This is a genomic window from Streptomyces sp. NPDC002088, assembly GCF_040296605.1.
Classification (GTDB): domain Bacteria; phylum Actinomycetota; class Actinomycetes; order Streptomycetales; family Streptomycetaceae; genus Streptomyces.
Map to the genome: position 1 here is coordinate 671,544 of NZ_JBEOXO010000002.1, position 25,323 is coordinate 696,866.

Genomic DNA, 25,323 nt, shown 5'->3' on the forward strand with positions numbered 1-25,323 from the left:
CCCCGGCTTCAGAGGTCACGCGCTCGATGTGGTCTTGGAGAGGCCAAAGCCCAGCATGGCTGCGACTTCTGACGTGGTGTGCCACTTCGGTTGGATCACGGTCGTGGTCAGGTTGCGCTGTCCTCCCGGTTCAGTTGGCGTGCCGTTCTTCGCGGGCGGTTTCGCGGTCGTGCTGGATGGTGCGGCGGATGTTGGCGGCAGGCCCGAGCCGACTACCGCGCCACCCAGCAACGCGCCGCCGAACACGCTCGGCTTCCGCGGCCGCTTCTCCACCAGATCCCACCGCTGCTCCACCCTCGGCGCGCTCCGCCAGGGCTCAGTGATGCTGAGCCGTCGATGCCCATCCGCGCGGAAGCCGCCATGCGGGTGCCTCGTGCAGTACATCGCCGACTCGTACGAGGATGCGCTCGCCCGGCCGCAGTAGGCTGGAAACAGCGGTAGCCCTTGGTGACTGCCGCGCGGCGGTGGGGCCCGCCGTACACGAACCGCGGTGAGAATGCCGCCAACGGTCCCTACTTGTGTCCGTCTGCGCCCACCACAGGGCGCCACACGAGTAGGAGACCCATGACCTCACCAGAGCCCCTCCTTCTGATGGCCGAGCCCGTAGACCCCGACCTTGAGCCGCGCACGCCCCCGCCACGATCCGCGCGGGTGCGGGATCAGGCGCCTGTGGTGGGAGTGGTCGCGATAGGCGGCGCCCTGGGAGCGTGCGCTCGCTACGGCGCCGGCCTGCTGTGGCCCACCGCGCCAGGCGCCTTCCCGTGGACCACGCTGGGCATCAACGCCGTCGGCTGCGCCGTGATCGGCATCTTCATGGTGGTCATCACCGAAGTGTGGGCCGCACACCGGCTCGTGCGCCCGTTCTTCGGCACCGGCGTGCTCGGGGGCTTCACCACCTTCTCCACGTACGCGGTCGACATCCACAGCCTGGTCCAGGGTGAGCGCGCCGCGACGGGGCTGGCCTACCTCGCCGCCACGCCGCTGATTGCGATCGCCGCAGTTTGGGGCGCGGCCATCGCGACGCGCCGCCTGATCGCATGGAGGCAGAAATGACACGGCTGCACGGCACCGCCATGCGGTTGACGATCTTGGTCGGCGACAACGACACCTGGCACCACCGGCCTCTGTTCACCGAGATCGTCCATCGTGCGCACGCTGCGGGCCTGGCGGGGGCCAGCGTCTTCCACGGTGTAGAGGGCTTCGGGGCCTCTTCGCTGGTCCACACCGCCCGACTGCTCTCCTTGAACGACAACCTTCCCGTGGCGATCGTCATCGTCGACCGCGAGGAGGACATCCGCGGGTTTCTGCCGCAGCTCGATGAACTTGTCGGCGAAGGCCTGGTGACCCTCGACGTGGTCGAGGTGATCCGATACGTCGGGCGGGGGAACCACCGGTGAACTGGGCACTGGTCATCGCCGGGGCACTGGTGGGCGCACCGCTGCGGTACCTCACGGACCGCGCTGTCCAGGCCCGGCACGACACCGTCTTCCCCTGGGGCACGTTCACCGTCAACGTCATCGGCTGCCTCATCCTGGGCGTGCTGGCCGGCGCCGTCACCTACGGTGCCGCCTCCCATTCGGTCCAGCTGCTCATCGGCACCGGATTTTGCGGGGCGCTGACCACCTACTCGACGTTCTCCTACGAGACGCTACGGCTGGCCGACGGCGGAGCGAGGCTTCTGGCCGCCGCCAATGTCGTCGCCAGCGTCGTCGCCGGACTGGGAGCGGCGTTCACGGGCGCGGCGCTTGCTCAGGCGATCTGGGCTTGAACCAGCCCAAGGTCGAGCACCCACGCACGGTGCTTCGGGACGAAGCGGTCGCGCTGCAAACAAGTTTCCGCCGGCATCCGACGCTGACATCAACGGCTACGAACAACAGGGGCAGTGCACCCCGGGTCAGTCTTCCAATGACATGTACAGGCGGGTGCCCGCCGGGTGGAAGCCGACGCGTTCGTAGACGCGGCGGGAGCCCTCGCCCGAGTACTCCAGCCAGATCGAGCGGGCGCCGCGGGCGAACATGGTTTCGGCCAGCGATGCGGTGACGGCGGCGGCGATGCCGTGGCCGCGGTGGGCGGGGCGGGTGCCGACGCCTGCCAGTTCCGAGGTGGCGACCGCGGGGGCGGAGCAGGAGGCGGCGCCGGCGCAGCTGCCGTCGGGGGCCCGGACGAAGCGGACCGCACCGCCGTTCCCCTGGGTGCGGCGCAGCCGGGCCACGCCTTCCGCGGACGGGGGAAACTCGTTGCCGAACGCCTCGGACAGGGCGGCGTCGATCGAGGCGTAGTCCTGGTCCGTGGACGGGGTCTCGACGAGGAGGGCGGCGCGGGGCGTGAGGGTGGCGGGCGTGCAGATCAGATAGGTGTGCACCGCCTCCGTGGTGAAGCCCGCCCGGCGAAGCGCCAGTGCTACGGCGGGAGCGGCATCCGGGGCGAATTCCAGGCGGGGCTTCAGGCCCCGCTCGCGGAACGCCTCGACGAGTGCCGCCACGTCCCGTTCGCCGGGGCGGGCGCCTGGCAACGGGGTCGCGTAGTTGATGTAGGGGCTGCTGGTCGCGGGAACGAACCCGGCGACGAAGCCGCCGATTTCGGTGGCCCGGGGGCGGCGGCGGAGGTGGGCGACGGCGAAGTTCTGGACGTCGGTGTCCACGGTGATGGTGACCTCACGTAAAGGGCGAGCAGGCAGACAGGACAGGGAAGCGTGGGCGGTGCTTGTGCAGCGCCGCTTCGGGCCGCCGTGAAGGAGAGGACACGGGGCGGCACCTGTCGCCGCGTCGCCTGGGAGGCGGGCGGCTCAGTGCCGGCGGCGGCCGCTGGAGGACGCCGGGGCCATTGGCTTCAGTCCCTTGCCATGCGTAGGGCCCTGTGGAGGGCCACTTGTAGGAGAGTCGGTGCACCTTCCCATGGCAGGGATGCGACGGACAAGGTGCAGGCCACGGTCCGCCGTTGTCAGTGGCTGCGCCTACGCTCGAAGGTGATGGCACAGGCATGGAAGTGCTCGGGACTGCGATGGTCGGCCGACGGTCCCGTGCTGATGTGGGACGGCGGGCGGGGCAGCGCGCTGTCGTGGGGGAAGCAGGTGGCCTTCGGGGTCGCGGACGGGGGTGTGCGGACATGTGTGGGGGCGCGCGGGCATCCGTGTGCGGTACGGGCGGTCGTGTCGGGGCGGAGTACGGGGGCGCGATGCGAGGAGTGTGCGCGGCTGGACCGGGCGCACTCCGTGGCCGCCGACACCATTGCGGACGACCCGCGGCCGTACCACGTATATCTGGCGTGGTTCGGGCCCGGCATGGTCAAGGTCGGCATCACGGCGCTCGAGCGGGGGTCGGCGCGGCTGCTGGAGCAGGGGGCCGTCTGTTTCAGCTGGCTCGGTGCCGGGCCGTTGATGGCCGCGCGGCGGGCCGAGGAGCTGCTGCGTGCCGCGCTCCGGGTGCCGGACCGGATTCCGTACGCCGGTAAGCGCGCGGTGCGGTCCGCGCTGCCCGGTACGCAGGACGAGCGGGCGGCGGAGATCGCGGAGCTGCACGCGCGGGCGGTGGCGCTCGGCGGGTGGCCCGAGTCGCTGACGCGTGAGCCCTTCCGGCCTGTGGATCACGTCGGGGTGTTCGGGCTCGCCGGGCTGCCCGCCGCCGTCGGAGAGGTGAGCGAGCTCGTCGCCGGGGGCGTGGTGAGAGGGGAGCTGGTGGCTGCCGCCGGGCCTGATCTCCATCTGATGAGCGGGGTCGGGGGCGAGGGCGGCGGGGCCGTCGTGGTGCTCGACACACGGTTGATGACCGGGTGGGAGCTCGTCCCGGTGGAGAGCGGGGCACACGAACTCGACGTTCCTGTGCGAGAGTTCAAGCGAACACCGAGTGTTCAGGAAGGGCTCTTCTGACGGGTCGCGCGGTGAAGTGGGCCGTGGCGGTGAAGAGTGGCCACGGCTTCGAACGGGCGGTGCCGGCCCTGCCCCAGGCAAGGAATTGCCCAGGGCTTCCCTGAGAGCCTCCTGTGAGCTTCTTAGGGAAATCACAGATTAGTGAAAGCGTGCTCTCAGAGGACCCCGACATGGTGTCCACCATGACCACGACCTCGCCCCAGGGGCGCACCGAACTGCTGAGGCCGGACGGGAGCCCCGTCCGAGTGCTTGTGGTGGACGACGAGCTGTCGATCACCGAACTGCTGTCCATGGCCCTTCGCTATGAGGGATGGCAGATCCGCAGCGCGGGTGACGGGACGGGGGCGATCCAGACCGCCCGCGAGTTCCGGCCCGACGCCGTCGTCCTGGACATGATGCTGCCCGACATGGACGGCCTGACCGTCCTGGGGCGGCTGCGCCGCGAGCTGCCCGACGTGCCGGTTCTCTTCCTGACCGCCAAGGACGCGGTCGAGGACCGTATCGCCGGGCTCACCGCCGGTGGCGACGACTACGTCACCAAGCCGTTCAGCCTCGAAGAGGTCGTGGCTCGGCTGCGCGGGCTGATCCGCCGTTCCGGTGCCGCCGACCGGCGGTCCGACTCCGTGCTCGTCGTCGGTGACCTCACCCTCGACGAGGACAGCCACGAGGTGTCGCGGGCCGGGGACAACATCCACCTCACCGCCACCGAGTTCGAACTGCTGCGCTTCCTCATGCGTAATCCTCGTCGTGTGCTCAGCAAAGCGCAGATCCTGGACCGCGTGTGGTCGTACGACTTCGGCGGTCAGGCCAATGTGGTCGAGCTGTACATCTCCTACCTGCGAAGGAAGATCGACGCGGGGCGCGAGCCGATGATCCACACCCGGCGCGGTGCCGGTTACCTGATCAAGCCGGCCGGCTGAGGCCGGGTACCCGGTGGGGCCGTCGGTCTTCGTGCCTGCCGCCCGTGTCGTGGAGGAGCGTCCCCGTGTCGCTCCTTCATCTGGTCGTGAGCCCCGGCGCAGCGACCCCGAGACCCTTCCGGACGCTTCGGTGAAGGCAGCGCGATGAGCAGGCAGAGACAGCGACAGCAGCAGAAGCAGATGCAGAGGCAGCAGCAGAGGCAGAAGCCGAAGAGGCAGCGGACTCCGCGGACCCTGCGGTCGCGGCTCGTCGTCTCCGCGGTCACGCTGATCGCCGTCGTGTGCGCGGTGATCGGCACGGTGACGACGCTCGCGCTGCGTTCCCATCTGTACGACCAGCTGGACGGCCAGGTCTTCGACGTCGCCATGCGGGCCGTGGGCGGCCCCAAGCTGGTCGGCGACGCTCCCGGCGGCCTGAACGGCGACGACAACGGCAACGCCGACGGGACGACCGGCAACTCGTTGACGACGGACGAGAAGCTCCAGTTCACCAGCCGGGGCCCGACGCAGCCGGGCACCGTCGTCGCCGTCATGAACGACGACGGCAACGGGATCGCCGAGGCGGTCGTCGCCCGTGAGAAGAGCGGCTACCAGGGCGGCATGACCACCACGCGGCTCAGCACGGCGCAGAAGACCGTGCTCGCCGAGGCGTCGAAGACCGGCACCGAGACCGTGGACATTCCCGGTCTGGGCGGCTACCTCGTCAAGTACATCGAGAGCCAGAACGGCCGCGGAGCGTTCTACGTCGCGCTGCCCACCAAGGACGTCGACAACACCATCAACACCCTCCTCCTCGTCGAGGTGAGCATCACCGCCGCCGGTCTCGTCGCCGCCGGCATCGCCGGTTACGTCCTCGTCGGCGTCGCCACCCGCCCCCTGCGCAAGGTCGCCGCCACCGCCACCCGGGTCTCCGAACTCCCCCTGCACACCGGCGAGGTGAACCTCAGCGAGCGGGTGCCCGAGTCCGAGACCGACCCGCACACCGAGGTCGGGCAGGTCGGTGCCGCGCTCAACCGGATGCTGAACCACATCCACGGCGCCCTGCACTCCCGCCAGCAGAGCGAGATGCGGGTACGGCAGTTCGTCGCGGACGCCAGCCATGAGCTGAGGACGCCTCTCGCGTCGATCCGCGGGTACGCCGAGCTCACCCGGCGCGGTCGGGAGCAGGTCGGGCCCGACACCCGGCACGCCCTGGGCCGTATCGAGTCCGAGGCCGGGCGCATGACGCTGCTCGTCGAGGACCTGCTGCTGCTGGCGCGGCTCGACGCGGGCCGGCCGTTGCAGTTCGGGCAGACGGACCTCGTACCGCTCGTGGTCGACACCATCAGCGATGCCCGTGCCGCGGGACGGGACCACGTCTGGCGGCTCGAACTGCCCGACGAGCCCGCCCTCGTGTCCGCGGACGCGGCCCGGCTGCAGCAGGTGCTCGTCAACCTGCTGGCGAACGCGCGCACCCACACCCCGCCCGGTACGACCGTCACCGCACGTGTGCAGCGGCGCGGACCGTGGCTGTGCGTGGACGTCCAGGACAACGGCCAGGGCATCCCGCCGGACCTGCTCCCGCATGTCTTCGAACGGTTCGCGAGGGGTGACTCCGCGCGCTCGCGCGCCACCGGGTCGACCGGTCTGGGGCTGGCCATCGTGCAGGCCGTCGCGACCGCGCACGGCGGCGCCGTGACCGTCGACAGCGTGCCCGGACGGACGGTGTTCACCGTGCATCTGCCCGCCCTTGCCCCGGCCGTCCCCCAGCCGGCGCCCGAAACGAACTGGCAACTCGACTCACAGGTACAGCACAGTGCCACCACATGGGTGCAACAGGGCGCTTGACAAGAGTCGTTGCCATGCGAACCGACTCTTCTCCCGGCACCCTGCCGGCGCGGGAGCACCTCCCGGCCGCGGCAGCCGGTACGCCTGTCCTGGACGTAGTGATCCCCGTCTACAACGAGGAGAAGGACCTCCAGCCGTGCGTCGTCAGACTGCACGAGCACCTCAAGCGCACGTTCCCGTACCCGTTCCGCATCACCATCGCGGACAACGCGTCGACGGACACGACGCCGCAGGTGTCTCAGCGGCTGGAGGCAGAGATCGCTGAGGTGAAGGCCTTCCGCCTCGAGCAGAAGGGCCGCGGCCGTGCGCTGCGGACCGTCTGGTCGGCCTCGGACGCGCCGATCCTCGCCTACATGGACGTGGACCTGTCCACCGACCTCAACGCGCTGCTGCCGCTGGTGGCCCCGCTGATCTCGGGCCACTCGGACCTCGCGATCGGTTCCCGGCTGGCCCGTAGCTCGCGCGTCGTCCGCGGGCCCAAGCGGGAGTTCATCAGCCGCGCGTACAACCTGATCCTGCGCGGCTCCCTCCAGGCCCGCTTCTCGGACGCGCAGTGCGGCTTCAAGGCGATCCGCCGTGACGTCGCCCAGGTGCTGCTGCCGCTGGTGGAGGACACCGGCTGGTTCTTCGACACCGAGATGCTGGTGCTCGCCGAGCGCGCGGGGCTCCGTATTCACGAGGTGCCCGTCGACTGGGTCGACGATCCCGACTCCACGGTGCACATCGTGAAGACGGCGACCGAGGACCTGAAGGGGGTGTGGCGAGTGGGCAAGGCCCTGGCCACCGGTTCGCTGTCCCTGGACCGGCTGGCCCGCCCGTTCGGCGACGATCCGCGCGACCGTGACATCCAGGACGTGCCCAAGGGGCTGGCCCGCCAGCTCGTCGGGTTCTGTGTCGTCGGCGCTCTGTCGACCCTCTTCTACCTGCTGCTCTACAGCGCCTTCCGCAACTTCAGCGGTTCGCAGATCGCCAACGCCCTCGCGCTGCTGGTCTCGGCGATCGCCAACACGGCCGCCAACCGGCGCCTGACCTTCGGGGTGCGCGGCCGCGGCGGCGCCGTCCGGCACCAGGCGCAGGGCCTGGTCGTCTTCGGCATCGGCCTGGTGCTGACCAGCGGTTCGCTGGCCGCCCTGAACGCGGCGACCGCCAGCCCCGCGCACTCCACCGAACTCGCGGTGCTGATCGCCGCCAACCTCGCGGCGACCGTGCTCCGCTTCCTGCTCTTCCGCGCGTGGGTGTTCCCGGACCGGCGCGACGCCGACGCGGGCGCCCACTCGACCGTGGTCGCCTCCCACACCCCGTCCTCGCCGACGTACGCGACGGCGCAGGTCCCGCAGCAGCCCGGCGGCCCGTACACCCCGCTGCCCCAGCGCCCGGTAGTGCACCAGCAGCAGAACCACGGCACGACCACGCACGACACGACCCAGTTCCGCGCCGGTGAAGCCGCGGACGGCACCTGGCGGGACGCGACCATGCAGCTCCAGCCGGTGCGCCCTTACGACACCGACCCGGGGGACTCACGATGACCACCGACTACGACCGGACGACCGATCAGGGGGGTGCTGCCACCTCCTGGGGGCCGCCCCCGACCGCTCCGCCCCAGGAGCCGGCGGCCGTGCAGGCGCCGGCCCCCGAGGCCGGCGAACCGAAGCAGCCCTTCGTACGGAGACTGTGGCGCGGACGCCCCGAGGACCCCCGCTGGGCGCGCCCGGCCTTCCTCGGCCTGCTGCTGGCGACCGGTCTGCTCTACCTCTACAACCTGAGCGCCTCCGGCTACGCCAACTCCTTCTACTCCGCGGCCGTCCAGGCCGGCAGCAAGAGCTGGAAGGCGTTCTTCTTCGGCTCGCTGGACGCGGGCAACGCCATCACCGTCGACAAGCCCCCGGCCTCCCTGTGGCCGATGGAGCTGGCGGTCCGGATCTTCGGCCTGAACTCGTGGGCGATCCTCGTCCCCGAGGTGCTCATGGGCGTCGCGACGGTCGCCGTCGTGTACGCGTCCGTGCGCCGCCGGTTCAGCCCGGAGGCAGGTCTGATCGCGGGTGCGGTGCTCGCGCTCACCCCCGTCGCGGCGCTGATGTTCCGGTTCAACAACCCGGACGCCATGCTGGCGCTGCTGATGGCCGTCGCCTGCTACCTCGTCGTCCGCGCCCTCGAGGACGGCCGTACGAAGTGGCTGCTGTGGGCCGGTGCGGCGATCGGTTTCGCCTTCCTCGCCAAGACGCTGCAGGCTTTCCTGATCCTGCCGCCGCTGGCGATCGTCTACGGCGTCTGCGCGCCGGTGAAGCTGAAGAAGCGCCTCGGGCAGCTGGCCCTGGCGACGGTCGCGCTGGTCGTCTCGGGCGGCTGGTGGGTCGCGATCGTCGAGCTGTGGCCGGCGTCCTCCCGCCCCTACATCGGCGGTTCGCAGAACAACAGCTTCCTCGAGCTGACCTTCGGCTACAACGGCCTCGGCCGCCTCAGCGGCGACGAGACCGGCAGCGTCGGCGGCGGCGGTGGCGGCACCGGCACCGGGCAGTGGGGTGAGACCGGCTGGGACCGGATGTTCAACTCCGAGATCGGCGGACAGATCTCCTGGCTGCTGCCGGCCGCGCTGATCCTGCTGGTCGCGGGCCTGGTGGCCACGCGCAAGCTGTCGCGGACGTCCGTGACCCGCGGTTCGTTCCTCGTCTGGGGCGGCTCGCTGCTGATGACCATGGTCGTCTTCAGCTACATGGCGGGCATCTTCCACCAGTACTACACGGTGGCCCTCGCCCCCTACATGGCGGCCGTGATCGGTATGGGCGCGGGCATCCTGTGGGAGAAGCGCGGCGAGATCTGGGTGTCGATCACCCTCGCGGCCTCGGTCGTGGCGGCCGCGGTCTGGAGCTACGTCCTGCTCAACCGCACCTCGGACTACCTGCCCTGGCTGAAGTGGCTGGTCCTGATCGGCGGCCTGGCCGGCGCGCTCGGCCTGGTCTTCGCGGGCCGGCTGAACCGCCGGCTGGCCCTCGCGGCGGCGGCCGTGAGCGTCGTGGCGGCGCTGGCCGGTCCGACGGCGTACACCTTCAGCACGCTCCAGGAAGGCCACACCGGCTCCATCGTCACCGCCGGTCCGTCCGGCGCGAGCATGATGGGCGGCGGCGGTCCGGGCGGCGGTGGCCGGGGCGGCTTCGGCGGCGGCAACGGCGGCGGTCCCGGTGGCAACACCCAGGGCCAGCAGGGCAACGGCACCACCCAGAACGGCAACGGGTTCCCGGGCGGTGGCACCGGTGGCACCGGTGGCACGGGTGGCTTTCCCGGCGGTGGCACGGGCGGCGGCATGCCGGGCCAGGGCCAGGGCCAGGGCCAGGGCCAGGGCCAGCAGAACGGCAATGGCACCACCCAGAACGGCAACGGCTTCCCGGGCGGCGGGCAGATGGGCGAAGGCGGCGGCATGGCCGGCGGCGGTGGCATGGGCGGCCTGCTGAACGGCGCGAGCGTCAGCTCCGAGGCCAAGAAGCTGCTGGAGACCGACTCCGGCGAGTACACGTGGGTCGCCGCGGCCATCGGCGCCCAGAACGCCGCGAGCTACCAGCTCTCCACCGGTGACGCGGTGATGGCGATCGGCGGCTTCAACGGCACCGACCCGTCCCCGACGCTGGCGCAGTTCAAGAAGTACGTGGAGGAAGGCAAGATCCACTACTTCATCTCGAGCGGCTCCGGTGGCGGCATGGGCGGCAGCAGCACCGGGACCTCCTCGAAGATCACCTCGTGGGTCGAGAGCAACTTCAAGAAGGTCACGGTCGGTTCGGCCACCTTCTACGACCTCACGCAGGCGGCGAGCGGCTGACGTTCGGCCGAGCATGAAGGGCGGTGGCTTCCGGCCACCGCCCTTCTGCGTATCCACGTATCTACGTTGTACACCGTATGGGGGTTGTTCTACGGTGTACAGCATGTCCGCTCCCGCTCCCCAAGGCCACCCCCAGCGCTGGCTGATCCTCGGCGTCATCTGTCTGGCGCAGCTCACCGTGCTGCTCGACAACACCGTGCTGAACGTCGCGATCCCCTCGCTCACCCGTGAGCTGGGCGCGGCCACCTCCGACATCCAGTGGATGATCAACGCGTACTCGCTGGTGCAGTCCGGTCTGCTGCTCACCGCGGGCAGTGCGGCCGACCGCTACGGCCGCAAGAAGCTGCTGATCGCGGGGCTCGCCCTCTTCGGCATCGGCTCGCTGGTGGCCGGACTGGCCGACTCCACCGGCCAGTTGATCGCCGCGCGGGCCGGCATGGGCGTCGGTGGCGCACTCCTGCTGACCACCACCCTGGCCGTGGTGATGCAGATCTTCGCGCCCGAGGAGCACGCCAAGGCGATCGGCATCTGGGCCGCGGTCAACGCCCTCGGCTTCGCGATCGGTCCGCTCATCGGCGGCTTCATGCTGAACCACTTCTGGTGGGGCGCGATCTTCCTGATCAACCTGCCGGTCGCGGCGCTGGGCCTGGTCGCGGTCGTGGCGCTCGTCCCCGAGTCGAAGAACCCCCGGGGCGACCGCCCGGACCTGCTCGGCGCCCTGCTGTCGACGATCGGCATGGCCACGCTGGTGTTCGCGATCATCTCCGGCCCGGCACACGGCTGGACGTCGGCCCGGGTACTGGCGAGCGCGGCCGTCGCGGTGGTCGTCCTCGCCCTGTTCGCCTACTGGGAGAGCCGTATCCCGTACCCGATGCTCGACCTGCACTTCTTCCGCGACCGCCGCTTCACGGGCGCCGTCGCCGGCGCGGTCCTGATCACCTTCGGCATGGGCGGCGCGCTGTTCCTGCTCACCCAGCACCTCCAGTTCGTGCTCGGTTACGGCCCGCTGGAGGCGGGCCTGCGGACGGCGCCGCTCGCCCTGTCCGTCGTCGTCCTGAACTTCTCGGGCCTGTCGGCGAAGTGGACGGCGAAGCTCGGCACGCCGGTGTCGATCGCGCTGGGCATGGTGCTGATGTCCGGGGGCCTGGTGTCGATCGCCACGCTCGCGGAGCACGGGTACGGGGGCACGCTGCTGGGCCTGCTGCTCATCGGCGCGGGCTGCGCGGTCGCGAACCCCGCCATGGCGCACGCCATCATGAGCGCGATCCCGCCGGACAAGGCCGGTGTGGGCGCCGGAATCAACGGCACGCTGGCGGAGTTCGGCAACGGGCTGGGGGTCGCCGTACTGGGCGCGGTGCTCAACGCGCGGTTCGCCGCGCTGATTCCGGTGGCGGCGAGTTCGCTGCCGGCGGCGCTGGCGTCTGCCGACGGGGAGCGGGAGAGGGGGCGTATCACCGACGCGTTCTCGTCCGGGCTCGAGACCAGTCAGTTGGTGGGGGCGGTGGCCGTGCTGCTCGGCGGGTTCCTGGCGGCGGCGTTGCTGCGCAGGGCGGAGCGGGCAGACTCCCAGGTGGTGGCGGCTTAGGCCGGGCTCAGGCTCGGTCGGCCCGGGAGCTCGGCCGGTGGTGGCTGGACCTAGCATCGTGACCGGGGGCCGCAGGAGTGTCGAGGAAGGTGCGCCATGGTGAAGGCGGTGAAGGCAGCCGAGCGGGCCGCGCGGAGCAGCGTGTGGCTGGAGGGCAAGGCGCGCCGGGGCGGGCGCGGTGGCGGGCAGCCGTCGGGTCTCGACCGGGACCGGATCACCGCGGTCACGGTCCGTCTCCTGGACGCCGAGGGGCTCGACAGGTTCTCCATGCGCCGGCTCGCCACAGAGCTGAACGTGACCGCGATGTCCGTCTACTGGTACGTCGACACCAAGGACGACCTCCTCGAACTCGCCCTGGACGCGGCCTTCGGCGAGCTGCGCCTGCCCGATCCGGACGCCACGGGCGCCGCGGACGTTGCCGATTTCGCGGATGCCGCGGATGCCGCTGACGTCGCCGTCGCGGTGGACTGGCGCGACCAGCTGCGGACGCTGGCCACGGAGTACCGTGTGCTGCTGGTGCGCCACCCGTGGCTGTCGCCGCTCGCCGGCCGGTACCTCAACATCGGCCCCAACTCGCTGGCCTTCTCCCGCTTCGTGCAGCGTGTTGTCCGCCGCACGGGGCTGCCCGCGCACGGCGTCACGGGCGCCATCTCCGCCGTCTTCCAGTTCGTGTACGGCTACGGCACGATCGAGGGCCACTTCTTTGCCCGTGTCGCCGATGCCGGTGTGACCCCGGACGACTACTTCCAGCAGGCTATGAGCGCGGTGACCGAGTCACCGGACACCGCCGAGGTCATCCAGGAGTCCAAGGACATCATGGCGGCCCGCGGCGGCGACACGGTCGCGGAGATGCTGGACCGCGACTTCACCTTCGCCCTGGACCTGCTGGTGGCGGGGATCGAGGCGATGGTGAAGCGCGGCTGACGCCCCTGTCTCCGGCGCGTCTCCGGCTGTCTCCGGCTCCTCTACTCCCCGGACACGAGCCGCGCCGGGAACCCACCCGTCGCCACCGGCCCCCACCGCTCCGGCGTGACCCGGATGATCGACTTGCCCTGCTTGAGCATGGCCGCCCGGTACTCGTCCCAGTCCGGGTGCTCACCGGCGATGTTCCGGTAGTACTCCACCAGCGGCTCTACGGAGTCGGGCGTGTCGACGACCTCGGCCGTGCCGTCGATCTGGACCCAGGGGCCGTTCCAGTCGTCGCTGAGCACGATGACGCTGACCCGGGGGTCCCGCTTGGCGTTGCGGGTCTTGGCCCGTTCCGGGTACGTGGAGACCACGATCCGGCCCGAGTCGTCGACCCCGCAGGTCAGCGGCGACCCCTGGGGGCTGCCGTCGGCCCGCCGGGTCAGCAGGATGGCGCGGTGGCGGGGACGTACAAAGTCCAGCAACTCTTCCAGTGCCACGGGGGTGTTCGTCGCGATGTTCGGTGCCATGGGGCCAGCGTCTCAGATCGGCTCGGGGTTCCTGGTGAACGCCCCGATGAAGACGTCCCTCATGACCCGCCCCCGGCCGGGGAAGATGCTCCAGGTGACGAACAACAGCCCCGACGACCTCGGCCCCGACGACCAGTGGCCGCTGCTGCCCGCGTGGATGTGGGACTGCAGGGAGTGTGTCCGCAAGTACGAGGCGATGAAGTACATCCAGGCCGAGATCGCGGGGCTGGTCGCCGAGGACCCCGGTGTGGACTGGGACTTCATGGACAGCATCGTGGGGACGCAGATCAGCCTCAGCCGCCACCTGGCCGACGCCCACCGCGAACTGCTGCCCGACTGGGCCCCCGGCTGCCGCACCTGCGCCGACCACCAGGCTCGCCTGGCGAAGACGGAGGAGTCCGTGGAGTTCCGGCTCGGCACGGTGATGGTGGCCGAGGAACACCGCGCCCGGCACCTGTTCGCCCCGCCCCGCACGGTCGGACTCATGTAGGGCGGGGACGTCGTGACACGGGTGGACCCGCCACCGGGGCCGGAACCCCCGCCCCGGTGGCGGGTCCACGAGGCCGGGCCGGAACCCCCGGCCCCGGCTACGCCGTCGGCAGCGACTCGCCCTGGACCGCCTGGATGTCCAGCTCGACCTTGAGGGTCGTACCGATGGCCGCGATGCCCGCCTGGACGATCTGGTTGTAGTTCATGGCGAAGTCCTCGCGGTGCAGCTCCGTGGTCGCCCGGAAGGCGGCCCGGGTGCCGCCCCACGGGTCGGCGCCGGTGCCGAGGTAGGCGAGGTCCAGGTCGACGGGCCGTACGACCCCGTGCAGGCCCAGCTCCCCGTGGACGGTCCAGCGGTCGGAGCCCGCCGCCGCCAGGCCGGTGGAGCGGAAGGTGATCTCGGGGAAGAGCTCGACGTCCAGGAAGTCCGCGGAGCGCAGATGCGTGTCGCGCATGCCGTTGCCGGTGTCGATGGAGGCGGCGCGGATGACCGCCTCGACACGGGACTTGGTGATGTCGTCCGGGGCGATCTCGACCGTGCCCGCGAACTCCGTGAACCGGCCGCGCACGCTGGAGATGCCCAGGTGCTGGGCTACCGCGCCCACCGTGGAGTGCGCCGGGTCGATGGTCCACGGTCCCGGCGGGGGCAGCTCGGTGCCGCCCTGCCGGGCCAGCGTCACCGTCCCGACCTCGGCCCGCCCGCTCGCGGTGACGATCGCGCTCGCGGCGGCGGGCGCGTACCCGACGGCCGTGACGATCACCGTGTACGCCCCCGGCGCCAGCGCGTTCACGTCCCGTACCGCGCCCTCGGCGTCCGCCTCGACCCGCAGCACCTGCGTGCCCGTCATGTCGGTCACCGTGACGACCGCGTGCGACACGGCCCACCCGTCCCTGGTACGGATCCTCGCGGTCAGTCCCATCCCGTTTTCTCCCTGCAAAGCATCAGAAATTGGTCGCAATGAAGCCGGCCCGCGGCGGGGACGCGCCTCCGCTCGGAGCGCGCCGCCCGCCACGGGCCGGGGTCGAACTACTCGCCGGGGTGGGCGAGTTCGATGTCGTGGCCGTCGACGCCAGGTCCGGCGACCGTCAGCGCGGTGGCCACCGGCGGGTAGCCCGTCGCGATGACGGTGTACTCGCCGCCGTCCAGGTCGGTGAAGGCGTACGCCCCGTCCGTCCCGGTGGTGGCCGTGCCCACCACGTTGCCGGCCGCGTCCACCAGCGTCACGCGGGCGTCGGCCAGCGGACCGTGCGGGGCGCGGACGACGCCCTGGAGCTGGGAGCCCGAGTCGAGGTCGACCTCGATCCGGGTGACCCCGGTGCCGCCCACCTCGACGGGCAGGGCGCGCGGCCGGTAGCCGGCGGCGTTGACCGCGAGGGTCACCGTGCCGGGCACCAGCTCGGCGAAGGAGAACTCGCCCTGCTCACCGGTGGCGGCGGTGGCCAGCAGGTCCCCGCGCACATCGGTGACGATCACCATCGCGTCCTTGACCGGCAGCGAGGTCTCGGCGCCGCGGACGACACCGGACAGGCCGCTGGTGCCGCTGAGCAGGATGTCGTACGCGACCGGCTCGTCGTTGACGACGATCGTCGAGGCCTGCGGCTGGTAGCCGTCGGCGGAGGCGATCAGGACGTACGAGCCCGCGCCGGGCGCGTCCACCCCGTAGGAGCCGTCGGCCTGTGCGACCGACCGGCCCAGCTGACGTCCGGCCAGGGAGATCAGCGTGACCGCGGCCCGCGGTACGGGCGCGCTCTCGGCGCCGCGGACGAAGCCGCGCACCGGGGTACCGCCGCCCGCCGACTCACCGACGGCCACCGTGGCGACCGCGGCCAGGCGCTGCGTGCCCTCGGGACCGGCCTCCGTGGTGGCGGAGGCGACGGACCAGCTCGGGACGTTCTCCGCGGCCGGGGATTCGGCCGGAGCCGCGGCGGCGGCCGGAGCCTGCGCCGGGGACTCGTCGCCGGCGGCCTGCGCGAGGGCACCCTTGGTCTTCAGCGGGACCTCCTTGATGAACAGCGTGATGAGGAAGGCGAGCAGCGCCGTGCAGGCCGCGATCAGGAAGACGTCCGCGATGCCGTGGCCGTACGCGCTCTCCATGACGGTGCGCAGCGGTGCGGGCAGCGTGTCCATGTCCGGGATGCTGCTGGTGGACCCGGAAGCTGCGGCCGCGTACTTGGGGTCGAGGGCGGCCAGGCCGTCCTTGACGTAGTGGGTGATCCGGGTGGACATGACCGCGCCCAGCGCGGAGACGCCGATCGCACCGCCGAGGGACCGGAAGAAGGTGACCGTGGAGCTCGCCGAACCGATGTCGGACGGCGCCACCTGGTTCTGCGTGGCCAGGACCAGGTTCTGCATCATCATGCCGATGCCGAGACCCAGCAGGGCCATGAAGATGGCCATCTTCCAGTAGTCCGTGTCGTACCGGATGGTGCCCAGCAGACCCAGACCGGCCGTCACCAGCACACCACCGCTGACGAGCCACGCCTTCCACTTACCGGTCCGGGTGATGAACTGGCCGGACAGGGTGGAGGAGACGAACAGACCACCGATCATCGGGATCGTCAGGACGCCGGACATCGTCGGGGACTTGTCGCGGGCCAGCTGGAAGTACTGGCTGAAGAAGGTCGTGCCGCTGAACATCGCGACACCCACGAAGAGCGAGGCGAGCGACGACAGGGTGATGGTGCGGTTGCGGAACAGGCGCAGCGGGATGATCGGCTCGCTCGCCTTGGACTCGATGAGCACGAAGAGCAGCCCGAGCACGATCGCGCCGCCGACCATCGCGTACGTCTGCCAGGACACCCAGTCGTACTTGTCACCGGCGAAGGTGACCCAGACCAGCAGCAGCGAGACCGCGGCGGCGATGAAGAACGCGCCGCCCCAGTCGACCTTCACGTCCCGCTTCACGGTGGGCAGGTGCAGGGTCTTCTGCAGCACGATCAGCGCGATGATCGCGAACGGCACACCGACGTAGAAGCACCAGCGCCAGCCCAGCCACGAGGTGTCGGTGATGACACCACCGAGCAGCGGGCCGCCGACGGTCGCAACAGCGAACGTCGCGCCGAGGTAGCCGGAGTACTTTCCCCGCTCACGCGGAGAGATCATCGCGGCCATGACGATCTGGGCAAGAGCGGACAGACCGCCGGTGCCGATGCCCTGGACGACACGGCAGGCGATCAGCATGCCGGGGTTCTGGGACAGACCCGCGACCACAGAGCCCAGAACATAAATGACCAGGGCTATCTGGACGAGCGCCTTCTTGCTGTACAGGTCGGCGAGCTTGCCCCAGAGGGGCGTGGTCGCGGTCATGGAGAGCAGCGCGGCCGTGACGACCCAGGTGTAGGCGGACTGGCCGCCGCCCAGGTCGCCGATGATGCGGGGCAGGGCGTTGGAGACGATCGTCGACGACAGGATCGCGACGAACATGCCGAGCATCAGCCCGGAGAGCGCCTCCATGATCTGCCGGTGCGTCATCGGCGCGCCGGAGGAGCCTCCCCCGTTCTTGGCGTGAGCCCGCACACCGGCTGGTGTGGTCGTTGCCATGGACTTCCTTTTCTTAAGTGTTTGCGGGTGTACGGGTGGTCGTTTCTAGTTCAGGAGGCGGCAGCCGGGGTGCGGAACGGCAGTCCCCGAAGCTGGCCCTGAGTCGTGTCATGAGCCGGGTGAGCTGCCCGACCTCGTCGTCGGTCCAGTCGCTCAGCCGTTCGGCGAGCAGCTGGGTGCTCCGTTGGTGCAACTTGTCGACCTGGTCGCGGCCTGCGTCCGTGAGGTGCAGGATGCGCGAGCGCTTGTCCGCAGGGTCGGGGGACCGTTCGATCCAGCCCCGCTCGGCGACGTGCGTGACATGGCGGCTGGTGACCGACATGTCCACGGCGAGCAACTCCGCGAGCTTGCTCATGCGCATATCCCCGTGACGGACCAGCAGCATCAGCACGGCGGCGGAGCCGGTCGGGCAGTCGTGCGGCAGGATCCGCCCGAGGTCCCGTTTCACGGCCCCGATGGCGCTGAGCTGGTGCGCCAGCTCCTGGAACTGCGCCTGCTCGGCCATCACACCTCCCGGTATTCGTTGCTTAGGGCAACCATAGGAGATGTTGGTTGCCACAGGCAAATAAAAGAGGGGGTCGCGGATCCAAAACTTGGCAAAGGCAAGTATTGCGAACGTAAACCCGCAGGTGGGTGCATGCGGTACGGGTGGGCCCCGGGAGTGGAGCCCCCACTTGGGCCGGACCCCCTGAATTCGCTAGTGTCCTGGCCCATGGCTAACACCCAGGGCCCCCAGGGCAACCACGACCCCGCCGGCAGCACCCAGATGTTCCGCGCGTTCGTCGACGAGGCCCCTCAGGGCCGACAGCAGCAGGCGGTGGCCTCGACGGGCGGCCCCCGCATCGGCCTGATCGTGGGCGTCGTCGTCGCCGTGGTGATCGTCGCCGCGGTGGCCTGGCTCGCGCTCAAGTAGGACGAACCGCTACTTCCCCCGCTACTTCCACTGGACGGACACGTCCCGCGTCTCCACGTGCATCCCCAGCGGTACACGCCAGGCGTCGACGCACACCGTCCAGGTCTTCTCTTCCCGCGCGCCGGCCTCGATCGGCGCCGGAAGCTCCACGGCCGACTCGACCGTCGACCAGTCGATGCCGAGCGCGCCGATGACGTGCGTCCCGAAGGTCACCGTGCCCGAACGCACCGCGGTCCCCCCGGTGTTGCGGAAAACGAGGGTCACGTTCTCGCACCACCGCTCGTCCGCCGCCTCACGCACGGGCTCGCCCACGCTCAGGGCGGCGGGCGTACGGGGTGTCGTACCCGGTGTCGTACGAGGGGAAGCCGGCGTGGGCGACGGCGGACTCGCGCTCGTGTGAACGGACTTGGTGCCGTCGGGAGCCGGGGCGACGCTTCCGGTCGTAGGGCGTGGCCCGGAGGTGGGATCCGCGCCCGCCTCCGAACTGCCGCCAGCGTCAGGGGAGTTGCGCGTGTCCCCCGTTCCGCCGCCGGCTCCGTCGAGCGGTACCAGCGTCACGCCGCCCGTCGGCCCGACCGCCGTACCCGCTGCCTGGGGTGGCCCGCCGGCCGCTCCGACCGCGACGTAGTCGCCGCCGCCCCCGCCGCTCCCGAAGGCGCCCAGTACCCCGCCCAGACAGACGACGGCCGCCGACGCGCCCAGTACGGCGCCCCGGCGGCCATGTGTCCATGTCGCCCATGTCGCTCGAAGCATCGCGCCATGGTGACTGACGCTCCGTCAAATAGGAAGCCTCGCGACCTTCTGGGGGTCAGTCCGAGATGAGACCGTCCCGCAGCTGTGCCAGCGTCCGGGTGAGCAGTCGGGAGACGTGCATCTGGGAGATGCCGACCTCCTCGCCGATCTGCGACTGGGTCATGTTGGCGAAGAAGCGCAGCATGATGATGCGCCGCTCGCGGGGCGGGAGTTTGGCCAGGAGCGGCTTCAGGGACTCGCGGTACTCCACGCCCTCCAGGGCGGTGTCCTCGTAGCCGAGGCGGTCGGCCAGGGAGCCCTCGCCGCCGTCGTCCTCGGGGGCCGGCGAGTCCAGGGACGACGCCGTGTACGCGTTGCCGACCGCGAGGCCGTCGACGACGTCCTCCTCCGACACGCCCAGGACGGCGGCGAGTTCGGGCACGGTGGGGGAGCGGTCCAGCTTCTGGGAGAGCTCGTCGCTGGCCTTGGTGAGTGCCAGGCGCAGTTCCTGGAGACGGCGCGGCACGCGCACCGACCACGACGTGTCGCGGAAGAACCGCTTGATCTCGCCCACGACGGTCGGCATCGCGAACGTCGGGAACTCGACGCCCCGTTCGCAGTCGAAGCGGTCGATCGCCTTGATCAGGCCGATGGTGCCGACCTGGACGATGTCCTCCATCGGCTCGTTGCGCGAGCGGAAGCGTGCCGCCGCGTAGCGCACCAGCGGGAGGTTGAGCTCGATCAGGGTGTCCCGGACGTATGCGCGCTCGGGGCTCTCGTCGTCGAGGGCGGCGAGCCGCAGGAACAGGGAGCGGGAGAGGGTGCGGGTGTCGATGGCTCCCGAGGCTGGAAGGGCCGGGGCCGGCGTTGCCTCGAGGGCCGTAACGTCGTCGAGCGCGTCGGGCACGACGGACTCGACGGGCGCCTCAGCACTCTTCGTGAGCGTGAGCACCTTCGAGCTGCCCTGGTCTGCGGACATGCCACCCCCTTTGGGTCGCGGGACGGTCGCGGCGGACGCTCCCGGAGAGGAACATCAGCCTGCACCCTGAATACCGGAGCCGGAGCCACGGCAAACGCTCTTCCCGCAGAATGTCACATGTCGGCAACACGCTGTAGTGACATGTCGACATGACAGTAACGAATCGGCCCTGGAAAGAAGGGGTCTGACGGTTTTTCACCACACAACTGTCGGGAACCGCCCTGGTGAGCGATTCGCTCTCCGCGGTGACGACTCGATCTCGCGTGCGGTTATGCCTCGATGCGGTTCGCGGAGCGCAGCCGCTGGAAGCTACGCGCGAGTAGCCGTGAGACGTGCATCTGGGAGACGCCGAGTTCCGCACTGATCTGCGACTGGGTGAGATTGCTGTAGTAGCGCAGAAGCAGAATTCGCTGTTCGCGTTCCGGCAGCTGGACCAGCAGATGGCGGACCAGGTCGCGGTGTTCGACGCCGTCCAGCGCCGGGTCCTCGTAGCCGAGCCGGTCCAGCAGCCCGGGCAGTCCGTCGCCCTCCTGCGCGGCCTCCAGTGAGGTCGCGTGGTACGACCGCCCGGCCTCGATGCAGGACAGCACCTCGTCCTCGCCGATGCGCAGCCGCTCGGCGATCTCGGCGGTGGTCGGGGTGCGCCCGAAGGAGGTCGTCAGGTCCTCGGTCGCGCTGTTGACCTGGACCCACAGCTCGTGCAGTCGGCGCGGCACGTGGACCGTGCGGACGTTGTCGCGAAAGTAGCGCTTGATCTCGCCGACGACCGTCGGCATCGCGAACGTAGGGAACTGCACGCCCCGCTCGGGGTCGAAGCGGTCGATGGCGTTGATGAGTCCGATGGTGCCGACCTGGACGACGTCCTCCATCGGCTCGTTGCGGCTACGGAAGCGGGCGGCCGCGTAGCGCACGAGCGGGAGGTTGGCCTCGATGAGCGCCCCGCGCACCCGGTTGTGCTCCGGGGTGCCCGGCTGGAGGTCCTTGAGCTGGGAGAAGAGCACCTGAGTGAGAGCCCGGGTGTCGGCGCCGCGACGCTTCTCCGGTGCCGGAGCCGGGACGGGGGCATCCTCCTGGGCAGGGACCTCCTCCTGGGGTGGCGCAGTACTGGCCGACACGGTCAACGCCACCTCTTCGTCGCTCAACCATCCGTCAAAAGCGGTCATAGCATCACAAGACATGTGCACTGTGTGCAAGCACCGCATAACCCCGTGTTGAGGGCGAGTTGGTGTATATGACGCAAAAGAGCCTCGCGCTGTTCGTTCCGGTGCGAGGCTCCGCAGGGCTGTCCGTGTCGGCGTACGGCCTACGGCTCAGAACTCGTAGTCCGCGACCACCCAGGTGGCGAACTCCCGCCACAGCGCGACGCCCGCCTGGTGCGCCGGGTGCTCGATGTAGCGCTTCAGGGCGTCCGCGTCCTCGACCGCCGAGTTGATCGCGAAGTCGTAGGCGATGGGCCGGTCGCTGATGTTCCAGCCGAGCTCCCAGAAACGCAGCTCCTCGATCTGGCCGCCGAGCGCCCGGAAGGCCGCGACGCCCTCCACGACGCGCGGGTCGTCGCGTTCGACGCCCTCGTCGAGCTTGAAGAGGACCAGGTGGCGGATCACGAGCACTCCCTAGTTCTTGGCTCCGTTGGCGAGCCAGGTCATGAAGTCACCGATGGCCTGGGCGGCGTCCGATATACCCTCGAAACCTATTTGGACGTAGTCCGCCGCCTTGGCCGGGTCTGTGATGATCACATACAGCGCGAAGACCACGAGCACATAGACGGCGATCTTCTTCGCGTTCACCGCCATGGCGGCCTCCCCTGTGACTGCCGTGCCCCGCGGGCCCCTGTTACCGGCGGCGAGTTTAACTTCACGTCGTATTTAAGGACCAACGATCTTCGGGCATTTCTTACCCGGAACGCACGAAGGGCCCCGTCTCGCGACGGGGCCCTTCTTCAGCGGTAGCGGAGGGATTTGAACCCTCGGTGACTTGCGCCACACTCGCTTTCGAGGCGAGCTCCTTCGGCCGCTCGGACACGCTACCGAGGGAGACCCTACCCCAAGGTGGGCCGTGCCCTGAAATCCGTTTCCCGAGGTCCCCGGGTCCCGGGGTCAGCGGTCCCGGAAGAACTCCGTGAGGAGTCGCGCGCAGTCCTCGGCCAGGACGCCCTCGACGACCTCTGGGCGGTGGTTGAGCCGCCGGTCCCGTATGACGTCCCAGAGGGAGCCGGCCGCGCCCGCCTTGTCGTCGCGGGCGCCGTAGACGACCCGGTCCACGCGGGACTGCACGAGCGCGCCCGCGCACATCGTGCACGGCTCGAGCGTGACGACGAGCGTGCAGCCGGTCAGCCGCCACTCGCCGAGCGTGGCCGCCGCCCGCCGGATCGCGAGGACCTCCGCGTGCGCGGTCGGATCCCCGCCGGCCTCACGCTCGTTGTGCCCGGCAGCGAGCACGGTCGTACCGTCCGGAGCCAGTACGACGGCGCCGACGGGGACGTCCCCGCCCCGGACGGCCTGTCCGGCCTCCTCCAGGGCGAGCCGCATCGCGTCCCGCCAGCGGTCGCGTACCGGGTCCGGTGCCCGTGCCGCGTCTGGTGCGGTCAGCGGACGGTCTCCAGGACGTCCGCGGCGCCCAGCGCCTCGGCGATCTCGGTGAGCGCGTCGTCCGACAGCAGCTTCAGCTCCTTCTCGCTGATGCCGAGGTCGTCGAGGATCCCGGGGTCGCCGACCGGGCCGTGCGGCACGGCCTCGGCGGAACCGCTGTCCCCGGCGGTCTCGTCGTCCTCGTCGTCGCCGTCCTCGGTGCCGTCGAGGTCGAGCGAGTCCAGCTCGTCGTCGGGGTCACCCGGGTCACGGCCGAGCAGCTCGTCCGTGAGCAGGATCTCCCCGTAGCTGCTGCGGGCAGCGGCGGCGGCATCGGAGATGTAGATACGAGGGTCGTCCTCGCCGTCCACCCGGACGACCCCGAACCACCCGTCCTCCTGCTCGATGAGCACGAGCACCGTGTCGTCGTCGGGAGAGGCCTCCCGGGCCAGGTCGGCCAGATCCGACAGGGTCTCCACATCGTCCAGCTCTGTGTCGCTCGCTTCCCACCCGTCTTCGGTGCGCGCGAGCAGTGCGGCGAAGTACACCGTGACTCTCCCACTGGTCATAGGCGTGCCGGTTGGGGATCCCCCCGGCGGAGGTTGTGGGCGGGGAGAGCTGTGCTCCGAGCCCCACCCACTCGGAATCGTGGCAGAAACAAGGCGTTCAGGGGACGTCTTCGGCTCCCTGTGTCTGGCAGTTTTGATCGCACGGGGGCAAGCGCGTCCGAACGGGACTCACCAGCGCACTCGTTGCCGCCACCTGCGGATCGTACGCGGCTTTGCACACCGCCCACACACGACCACCCCTTGATCGCCTCCCCTCGATCGGGTCCGCGGTCCGGGCGAGTCCTACCAGCGGAAGGTCCGCATCCGCATCGCGTGCCGCAGTCGGGCCGTCTTGGCGCGGCGCGGCTGGACGCGGGCGCGCAACTCCCGGGCCTCGGCGAGTTCGCGCAGGAACCGGGCGCGTCGCCGACGGCGTTCGGCGTCCGTCTCCCGCGGCTCGTCCGCGTTCGGCGCGTCGCGGTCAGGCAGCTCAGGCATAGACACATCACCCCGGTCCGTCCTCACCACTTTCCCCCCGACGTGCGGTTCGACGCCAGCGAATGGCCCAAGCCCGGGGCGGAGGCTCACTGTGTGTGGGGGCGCCGGGCCGGTTCGGCGCGGTTACTGTTGTGGACATGCGTCTCCACGTCGTCGACCACCCCCTGGTCGCCCACAAGCTCACCACGCTGCGCGACCAGCGCACCGACTCCGCGACCTTCCGCCGTCTCGCCGACGAGCTGGTCACCCTCCTCGCCTATGAGGCCACGCGTGACGTGCGCACCGAACAGGTCGACATCGCGACGCCGGTCGCCTCGACCACGGGCGTCAAGCTCGCCCGCCCGCGCCCGCTGGTGGTGCCGATCCTGCGGGCCGGGCTCGGCATGCTCGACGGCATGGTCCGGCTGCTGCCGACCGCCGAGGTGGGCTTCCTGGGCATGGTCCGCAACGAGGAGACGCTGCAGGCCTCCACGTACGCCTCGCGCATGCCGGAGGACCTCTCGGGCCGCCAGGTCTACGTCCTGGACCCGATGCTCGCCACCGGCGGCACGCTGGTCGTGGCGATCCAGGAACTGATCAAGCGCGGCGCCGACGATGTCACCGCCGTGGTGCTCCTGGCCGCCCCCGAGGGCGTCGAGCTCATGGAACGCGAACTCGCGGGCACCCCGGTCACGGTCGTCACGGCAGCCGTCGACGACCACCTCAACGAGCACGGCTACATCGTGCCGGGCCTGGGCGACGCGGGGGACCGGCTCTACGGAGCCGCTGAATAGGCCGCCGTACGGCCGTCAGCCGCTGCTCCGGGCCGTACTCCTCGAGTAGTCCTGGAGCGGCTGCTCCCGGCCGTATCACGTCCTTCGGCAGCCGCTCCCAGTCGTGGCTACGCCCTTCAGCAGCCGCTCTTCGCCGTGGTGGACGACGGCTCCGGCGCTGTCAGGCCGGCCAGTGCCTTGTCGGCGTCCGCCTTGGCCGTCAGCTCCTTGAAGCCGGTACCGATGACGAGGTCGATGGCGTCGCCCTTGCGGGCGGCGTCGGTGCGGCGCTCGGCGGTGCCGAGCTGGGTGGCGAGCACCGGCAGCGAGGTGTTCAGGGAGGAGGCGGGGCCGAGCAGTATCCCGGTGCCGGCGACCTTCTTGTCGTACTCCTTCGACGCGTTGCCCACTTCGCCGATGCGGAAGCCGCGCTTCTTGAGCTCGTCCGCGGTCTGCTTGGCGAGCCCGCTGCGGGGCGTGGCGTTGAAGACGTTGACGGTGATCTGGGCCGGCTTGGGCACCGCTTGCGCGCTCGCGCCCGCCGAGGGGCTCACCTTGGTCGAGCAGTCCGCCTTGGTACCGGCCGCCGCGGCCTCTTTGCCGCCGCCCGTGAAGACGTCGATGAGCTGCAGCGTGCCCCAGCCGACCACGCCGAGTACAGCGACGGAGGCGACGGCCACGACGACGAGCCTGCCGCGCCTCCGGGGAGGGCGCATTCGCGGGTACTTGTCCCCCGTGATGCGGTACTGGCCGCCCATGCCGGGAGGAGTCAGCATGCTCATGAGCGCAGCGTAGTGCGCTTGAGCGGCCCTGACTAATAGATGATCATCCGAGAGGGCAAGGAGGACCCGAAAGGGCCAACC

27 protein-coding genes, 1 tRNA gene and 1 pseudogene are annotated in these 25,323 nt (G+C 70.4%); 13 read left to right on the forward strand and 16 right to left on the reverse strand.

Annotation, left to right across the window (positions count from 1 at the left end):
• Positions 1-30: 30 nt before the first annotated feature.
• Positions 31-111: pseudogene (locus tag ABT114_RS06800) on the reverse strand (DNA-binding protein); the annotation flags it as partial.
• A 453-nt stretch (positions 112-564) separates the two neighbouring features.
• On the opposite strand from ABT114_RS06800, the gene ABT114_RS06805 reads away from it, so the two are divergent.
• The 3 genes from ABT114_RS06805 to crcB are packed head-to-tail and all read left to right on the forward strand — an operon-like array spanning position 565 to position 1,768.
• Positions 565-1,053 (forward strand): fluoride efflux transporter FluC, encoded by a 489-nt coding sequence (locus ABT114_RS06805; RefSeq protein WP_351139327.1) that lies wholly within the window; start codon positions 565-567, stop codon positions 1,051-1,053.
• Positions 1,050-1,397, forward strand: coding sequence for a DUF190 domain-containing protein (locus ABT114_RS06810; protein WP_351139329.1), 348 nt, complete (start codon positions 1,050-1,052; stop codon positions 1,395-1,397). Before ABT114_RS06805 ends, ABT114_RS06810 begins: the two co-directional genes overlap by 4 nt.
• Positions 1,394-1,768, forward strand: coding sequence for a fluoride efflux transporter CrcB (crcB, locus tag ABT114_RS06815; protein ID WP_351139331.1), 375 nt, complete (start codon positions 1,394-1,396; stop codon positions 1,766-1,768). The genes ABT114_RS06810 and crcB overlap by 4 nt, the downstream gene beginning before the upstream one ends.
• A 126-nt stretch (positions 1,769-1,894) precedes the next feature.
• Here crcB and ABT114_RS06820 read toward each other — a convergent pair whose 3' ends face one another.
• Entirely contained in the window at positions 1,895-2,641 is a 747-nt protein-coding gene (locus ABT114_RS06820) for a GNAT family N-acetyltransferase (protein WP_351139333.1), read from the reverse strand.
• Between the two features lie 327 nt (positions 2,642-2,968).
• On the opposite strand from ABT114_RS06820, the gene ABT114_RS06825 reads away from it, so the two are divergent.
• From ABT114_RS06825 to ABT114_RS06855, 7 genes are all read left to right on the forward strand, one after another.
• The gene (locus ABT114_RS06825; protein ID WP_351139335.1) at positions 2,969-3,865 is read left to right on the forward strand and encodes a DUF2797 domain-containing protein; all 897 of its coding nucleotides are present in this window, start codon (positions 2,969-2,971) and stop codon (positions 3,863-3,865) included.
• Positions 3,866-4,047: 182 nt separating this feature from the next.
• The gene (locus ABT114_RS06830; RefSeq protein ID WP_152894310.1) at positions 4,048-4,785 is read left to right on the forward strand and encodes a response regulator transcription factor; all 738 of its coding nucleotides are present in this window, start codon (positions 4,048-4,050) and stop codon (positions 4,783-4,785) included.
• A 180-nt stretch (positions 4,786-4,965) separates the two neighbouring features.
• Positions 4,966-6,612: a sensor histidine kinase gene (locus tag ABT114_RS06835; protein WP_351139545.1), complete on the forward strand. Its 1,647-nt coding sequence runs from the start codon at positions 4,966-4,968 to the stop codon at positions 6,610-6,612.
• 14 nt (positions 6,613-6,626) lie between these two features.
• A complete protein-coding gene (locus ABT114_RS06840; RefSeq protein ID WP_351139339.1) occupies positions 6,627-8,138 on the forward strand; it encodes a bifunctional glycosyltransferase family 2/GtrA family protein in 1,512 nt (503 codons plus the stop codon).
• Positions 8,135-10,420 carry a glycosyltransferase family 39 protein gene (locus tag ABT114_RS06845; protein WP_351139341.1) on the forward strand — a complete coding sequence of 762 codons (2,286 nt, stop codon included), beginning with the start codon at positions 8,135-8,137 and terminating at the stop codon, positions 10,418-10,420. The genes ABT114_RS06840 and ABT114_RS06845 overlap by 4 nt, the downstream gene beginning before the upstream one ends.
• Positions 10,421-10,523: 103 nt before the next feature.
• Entirely contained in the window at positions 10,524-12,005 is a 1,482-nt protein-coding gene (locus ABT114_RS06850; protein WP_351139343.1) for an MFS transporter, read from the forward strand.
• Positions 12,006-12,101: 96 nt separating this feature from the next.
• On the forward strand, positions 12,102-12,929 hold the full coding sequence (locus ABT114_RS06855; protein WP_351139345.1) for a TetR/AcrR family transcriptional regulator: 828 nt from the start codon (positions 12,102-12,104) through the stop codon (positions 12,927-12,929).
• A gap of 41 nt (positions 12,930-12,970) precedes the next feature.
• Here ABT114_RS06855 and ABT114_RS06860 read toward each other — a convergent pair whose 3' ends face one another.
• Complete coding sequence (locus tag ABT114_RS06860; protein WP_351139347.1) at positions 12,971-13,441, reverse strand: PPOX class F420-dependent oxidoreductase; 471 nt, start codon at positions 13,439-13,441, stop codon at positions 12,971-12,973.
• Between ABT114_RS06860 and ABT114_RS06865 the strand changes: the two genes are divergently transcribed.
• Positions 13,440-13,931 (forward strand): hypothetical protein, encoded by a 492-nt coding sequence (locus tag ABT114_RS06865; protein WP_351139349.1) that lies wholly within the window; start codon positions 13,440-13,442, stop codon positions 13,929-13,931. The two genes, ABT114_RS06860 and ABT114_RS06865, sit on opposite strands and share 2 nt — an antisense overlap.
• Before the next feature lie 97 nt (positions 13,932-14,028).
• On the opposite strand, the gene ABT114_RS06870 is transcribed toward ABT114_RS06865, so the two are convergent.
• The 3 genes from ABT114_RS06870 to ABT114_RS06880 all read right to left on the reverse strand — a co-directional run bounded on the left by ABT114_RS06870 (position 14,029) and on the right by ABT114_RS06880 (position 17,976).
• Positions 14,029-14,850 (reverse strand): YceI family protein, encoded by an 822-nt coding sequence (locus ABT114_RS06870; protein ID WP_351139351.1) that lies wholly within the window; start codon positions 14,848-14,850, stop codon positions 14,029-14,031.
• Positions 14,851-14,957: 107 nt separating this feature from the next.
• Complete coding sequence (locus ABT114_RS06875) at positions 14,958-17,402, reverse strand: MFS transporter (RefSeq protein WP_502987839.1); 2,445 nt, start codon at positions 17,400-17,402, stop codon at positions 14,958-14,960.
• 82 nt (positions 17,403-17,484) lie between these two features.
• Positions 17,485-17,976, reverse strand: coding sequence for a MarR family winged helix-turn-helix transcriptional regulator (locus ABT114_RS06880; protein WP_351139355.1), 492 nt, complete (start codon positions 17,974-17,976; stop codon positions 17,485-17,487).
• A gap of 207 nt (positions 17,977-18,183) precedes the next feature.
• Here ABT114_RS06880 and ABT114_RS06885 point away from each other — a divergent pair, with 207 nt between their 5' ends.
• Positions 18,184-18,384 carry a hypothetical protein gene (locus tag ABT114_RS06885; protein WP_351139357.1) on the forward strand — a complete coding sequence of 67 codons (201 nt, stop codon included), beginning with the start codon at positions 18,184-18,186 and terminating at the stop codon, positions 18,382-18,384.
• 21 nt (positions 18,385-18,405) lie between these two features.
• Here the strand turns inward: ABT114_RS06885 and ABT114_RS06890 are convergent, their stop codons facing one another.
• From ABT114_RS06890 to ABT114_RS06930, 9 genes are all read right to left on the reverse strand, one after another.
• Positions 18,406-19,137 carry a hypothetical protein gene (locus ABT114_RS06890; protein WP_351139359.1) on the reverse strand — a complete coding sequence of 244 codons (732 nt, stop codon included), beginning with the start codon at positions 19,135-19,137 and terminating at the stop codon, positions 18,406-18,408.
• Positions 19,138-19,192: 55 nt separating this feature from the next.
• Positions 19,193-20,095, reverse strand: coding sequence for an RNA polymerase sigma factor SigF (locus ABT114_RS06895; RefSeq protein WP_351139361.1), 903 nt, complete (start codon positions 20,093-20,095; stop codon positions 19,193-19,195).
• A 269-nt stretch (positions 20,096-20,364) separates the two neighbouring features.
• Positions 20,365-21,258, reverse strand: coding sequence for an RNA polymerase sigma factor SigF (locus ABT114_RS06900; RefSeq protein ID WP_351139363.1), 894 nt, complete (start codon positions 21,256-21,258; stop codon positions 20,365-20,367).
• A gap of 147 nt (positions 21,259-21,405) precedes the next feature.
• Complete coding sequence (locus tag ABT114_RS06905; protein ID WP_351139365.1) at positions 21,406-21,699, reverse strand: Dabb family protein; 294 nt, start codon at positions 21,697-21,699, stop codon at positions 21,406-21,408.
• Positions 21,700-21,708: 9 nt separating this feature from the next.
• On the reverse strand, positions 21,709-21,888 hold the full coding sequence (locus tag ABT114_RS06910; protein ID WP_351139366.1) for a hypothetical protein: 180 nt from the start codon (positions 21,886-21,888) through the stop codon (positions 21,709-21,711).
• A gap of 150 nt (positions 21,889-22,038) precedes the next feature.
• Positions 22,039-22,123: transfer RNA gene (locus tag ABT114_RS06915), tRNA-Ser, on the reverse strand.
• A 68-nt stretch (positions 22,124-22,191) separates the two neighbouring features.
• Positions 22,192-22,623: a tRNA adenosine(34) deaminase TadA gene (gene tadA / locus ABT114_RS06920; protein ID WP_351139367.1), complete on the reverse strand. Its 432-nt coding sequence runs from the start codon at positions 22,621-22,623 to the stop codon at positions 22,192-22,194.
• Positions 22,624-22,679: 56 nt separating this feature from the next.
• Complete coding sequence (locus ABT114_RS06925) at positions 22,680-23,210, reverse strand: tRNA adenosine deaminase-associated protein (RefSeq protein ID WP_351139546.1); 531 nt, start codon at positions 23,208-23,210, stop codon at positions 22,680-22,682.
• Positions 23,211-23,513: 303 nt separating this feature from the next.
• Positions 23,514-23,708, reverse strand: coding sequence for a hypothetical protein (locus tag ABT114_RS06930; protein WP_351139369.1), 195 nt, complete (start codon positions 23,706-23,708; stop codon positions 23,514-23,516).
• A gap of 137 nt (positions 23,709-23,845) precedes the next feature.
• On the opposite strand from ABT114_RS06930, the gene upp reads away from it, so the two are divergent.
• A complete protein-coding gene (gene upp, locus ABT114_RS06935; protein ID WP_351139371.1) occupies positions 23,846-24,481 on the forward strand; it encodes a uracil phosphoribosyltransferase in 636 nt (211 codons plus the stop codon).
• 116 nt (positions 24,482-24,597) lie between these two features.
• Here the strand turns inward: upp and ABT114_RS06940 are convergent, their stop codons facing one another.
• Positions 24,598-25,218 carry a LytR C-terminal domain-containing protein gene (locus tag ABT114_RS06940; RefSeq protein ID WP_351139548.1) on the reverse strand — a complete coding sequence of 207 codons (621 nt, stop codon included), beginning with the start codon at positions 25,216-25,218 and terminating at the stop codon, positions 24,598-24,600.
• Positions 25,219-25,323: the final 105 nt, after the last annotated feature.

Coding starts and splice junctions, on each gene's coding strand:
- ABT114_RS06805 (WP_351139327.1), top strand. CDS start 565: ATGACCTCACCAGAGCCCCTCCTTCTGATGGCCGAGCCCGTAGACCCC.
- ABT114_RS06810 (WP_351139329.1), top strand. CDS start 1,050: ATGACACGGCTGCACGGCACCGCCATGCGGTTGACGATCTTGGTCGGC.
- ABT114_RS06825 (WP_351139335.1), top strand. CDS start 2,969: ATGGCACAGGCATGGAAGTGCTCGGGACTGCGATGGTCGGCCGACGGT.
- ABT114_RS06830 (WP_152894310.1), top strand. CDS start 4,048: ATGACCACGACCTCGCCCCAGGGGCGCACCGAACTGCTGAGGCCGGAC.
- ABT114_RS06835 (WP_351139545.1), top strand. CDS start 4,966: ATGCAGAGGCAGCAGCAGAGGCAGAAGCCGAAGAGGCAGCGGACTCCG.
- ABT114_RS06840 (WP_351139339.1), top strand. CDS start 6,627: ATGCGAACCGACTCTTCTCCCGGCACCCTGCCGGCGCGGGAGCACCTC.
- ABT114_RS06845 (WP_351139341.1), top strand. CDS start 8,135: ATGACCACCGACTACGACCGGACGACCGATCAGGGGGGTGCTGCCACC.
- ABT114_RS06850 (WP_351139343.1), top strand. CDS start 10,524: ATGTCCGCTCCCGCTCCCCAAGGCCACCCCCAGCGCTGGCTGATCCTC.
- ABT114_RS06855 (WP_351139345.1), top strand. CDS start 12,102: ATGGTGAAGGCGGTGAAGGCAGCCGAGCGGGCCGCGCGGAGCAGCGTG.
- ABT114_RS06865 (WP_351139349.1), top strand. CDS start 13,440: ATGGGGCCAGCGTCTCAGATCGGCTCGGGGTTCCTGGTGAACGCCCCG.
- ABT114_RS06860 (WP_351139347.1), bottom strand. CDS start 13,441: ATGGCACCGAACATCGCGACGAACACCCCCGTGGCACTGGAAGAGTTG.
- ABT114_RS06870 (WP_351139351.1), bottom strand. CDS start 14,850: ATGGGACTGACCGCGAGGATCCGTACCAGGGACGGGTGGGCCGTGTCG.
- ABT114_RS06875 (WP_502987839.1), bottom strand. CDS start 17,402: ATGACGCACCGGCAGATCATGGAGGCGCTCTCCGGGCTGATGCTCGGC.
- ABT114_RS06880 (WP_351139355.1), bottom strand. CDS start 17,976: ATGGCCGAGCAGGCGCAGTTCCAGGAGCTGGCGCACCAGCTCAGCGCC.
- ABT114_RS06885 (WP_351139357.1), top strand. CDS start 18,184: ATGGCTAACACCCAGGGCCCCCAGGGCAACCACGACCCCGCCGGCAGC.
- ABT114_RS06890 (WP_351139359.1), bottom strand. CDS start 19,137: ATGCTTCGAGCGACATGGGCGACATGGACACATGGCCGCCGGGGCGCC.
- ABT114_RS06895 (WP_351139361.1), bottom strand. CDS start 20,095: ATGTCCGCAGACCAGGGCAGCTCGAAGGTGCTCACGCTCACGAAGAGT.
- ABT114_RS06900 (WP_351139363.1), bottom strand. CDS start 21,258: ATGACCGCTTTTGACGGATGGTTGAGCGACGAAGAGGTGGCGTTGACC.
- ABT114_RS06910 (WP_351139366.1), bottom strand. CDS start 21,888: ATGGCGGTGAACGCGAAGAAGATCGCCGTCTATGTGCTCGTGGTCTTC.
- tadA (WP_351139367.1), bottom strand. CDS start 22,623: ATGCGGCTCGCCCTGGAGGAGGCCGGACAGGCCGTCCGGGGCGGGGAC.
- ABT114_RS06930 (WP_351139369.1), bottom strand. CDS start 23,708: ATGCCTGAGCTGCCTGACCGCGACGCGCCGAACGCGGACGAGCCGCGG.
- upp (WP_351139371.1), top strand. CDS start 23,846: ATGCGTCTCCACGTCGTCGACCACCCCCTGGTCGCCCACAAGCTCACC.
- ABT114_RS06940 (WP_351139548.1), bottom strand. CDS start 25,218: ATGGGCGGCCAGTACCGCATCACGGGGGACAAGTACCCGCGAATGCGC.